Below are 1,729 nucleotides of genomic sequence, written 5' to 3'. Positions count from 1 at the left end.
CGCGCCATATGGCGCGGCTGATGCCGGCGGGCGCGGACCTGCTCGTCCCGGTGCCGCTGCATCGCTGGCGGTTGTGGCGGCGCGGCTATAATCAGGCGGGGCTGATCGCCGGGGCACTGGCGCGGCTGACCGGAATGCCGGTCGATCATCGCGCGCTCGAGCGGCACCGCGCGACCCCGGTGCTGCGCGGGCTCGGCGCGCGCGGTCGTCGCGCGGCACTGGCGGGGGCGCTGCGCGTTGCACCGGGGCGCAAGGCGAGCGTCGCGGGGCGGGCGGTGGTGGTGGTCGACGATGTCCACACCAGCGGCGCGACGGGCAATGCCGCGACATCGGCGTTGCTGGCGGCGGGCGCCGCGAGCGTCACGATCCTGTGCTGGGCGCGAGTGCTCGACATGAGCGAGGCGGATTGACAACCGCCGCCCCGACCCACACTTCGGCAGGATGGCGAATGTCGAAATCTATACCAAGGCCTTTTGTCCCTATTGCACGCGCGCGCTGCGCCTGCTGGCGGAGAAGGGCGTCGAGCCGACCGAATATGACATCACGATGGGCGGCCCCAAACGCGGCGAGATGATCCAGCGCGCCGGCGGGCGGACCACCGTGCCGCAGGTGTTCATCGGCGATCGGCATATCGGCGGATCGGACGATCTCGCCGCACTGGAAGCGGCGGGCAAGCTCGACGCGCTGCTCGCGGCGTGAAGATCGCGCTCGCCCAGACGACGACCGGGATTGACCCGGCGCGCAACGCCGCCGATCTGGTCGCGGCGGTGCATGAGGCCGCGCGGGGCGGCGCGGCGATGCTGTTCACTCCCGAAATGAGCGGCCTGCTCGACAGCGATCGCGCGCGTGCGGCGGCGTCGCTGGTGTCGGAAGACGAGGACGGCGTGCTGGCGGCGGTGCGTGCGGCGGCCGCGGCGGCGGGGATCTGGGTCGAGCTGGGCTCGCTCGCGTTGCGCCGGGCGGACGGCAAGCTAGCCAACCGCAGCTTCGTGATCGATGCCGAGGGCCGCATCCGCGCGCGCTACGACAAGCTACATCTGTTCGACGTCGATCTGCCGACTGGCGAGCGCTGGCGCGAATCCGCCGCTTATACCGCCGGCGAGACCGCGGTGGTGGCGGATACGCCGATCGGGCGGCTCGGGCTGGCGATCTGTTACGACCTGCGCTTCGCCGGGCTGTTCGCCGCGCTGAGCGATGCCGGCGCCACCGCGCTCAGCATCCCGGCCGCATTCACCCGCCCGACCGGGGCGGCGCATTGGCATATCCTGATGCGCGCCCGTGCGATCGAATCCGCCGCTTTCGTCATCGCCGCGGCGCAGACCGGCGAGCATGCCGACGGCCGCGCGACCTATGGCCATTCGCTGGTGGTCGATCCGTGGGGCGAGGTGCTGCTCGATATGGGCGCGGCGCCTGGCATCGGCTTTGCCGAGCTCGATCTCGGCGCGGTCGAGGCGGTGCGCGCGCGCGTCCCGGTGATCGCGCATCGCCGCGCGATCCCTCCGGTGGAGATCGCGCCGTGATCGTATTCGATCTGCGCTGCCCTGCGGACCATGTGTTCGAAGCGTGGTTCGCCTCGTCCGAGGCGTTCGACGAGCAGCGGCGCGGCGGGTTGATCGGCTGCCCGGTATGCGGCGCGACCGACGTGTCCAAGGCGGTGATGGCGCCGCGCGTCTCGCCCAAGGGCGACCGCGCCGAAGCGCCGCGCCCCGATCAGGTCAAGCATGTGCTG

Annotated in this window: 4 protein-coding genes; all 4 read left to right on the top strand. The window is 71.8% G+C overall.

What is annotated here, in order from left to right; all coding sequences use genetic code 11:
- A partial coding sequence (locus tag BGN95_RS08755; RefSeq protein ID WP_286772411.1) for a ComF family protein occupies nt 1-410 on the top strand: 410 nt, incomplete at its 5' end.
- Nucleotides 411-441: 31 nt separating this feature from the next.
- Nucleotides 442-699, top strand: a complete 258-nt coding sequence (grxC, locus tag BGN95_RS08750) for a glutaredoxin 3 (RefSeq protein WP_179511721.1) — start codon at nt 442-444, stop codon at nt 697-699.
- On the top strand, nt 696-1,520 hold the full coding sequence (locus tag BGN95_RS08745) for a carbon-nitrogen hydrolase family protein (protein WP_286772410.1): 825 nt from the start codon (nt 696-698) through the stop codon (nt 1,518-1,520). Before grxC ends, BGN95_RS08745 begins: the two co-directional genes overlap by 4 nt.
- Nucleotides 1,517-1,729 (top strand): DUF1178 family protein (locus tag BGN95_RS08740; protein ID WP_286772409.1); only part of this gene is annotated, 213 nt, incomplete at its 3' end. The genes BGN95_RS08745 and BGN95_RS08740, both read left to right, overlap by 4 nt.

This window comes from Sphingomonas sp. 66-10, from assembly GCF_001897045.1.
In the GTDB taxonomy this organism is placed as follows: domain Bacteria; phylum Pseudomonadota; class Alphaproteobacteria; order Sphingomonadales; family Sphingomonadaceae; genus Sphingomonas; species Sphingomonas lycopersici.
The sequence above is the reverse complement of the archived record's forward strand: the minus strand, read 5'-3'. Positions and strand labels throughout refer to the sequence as shown.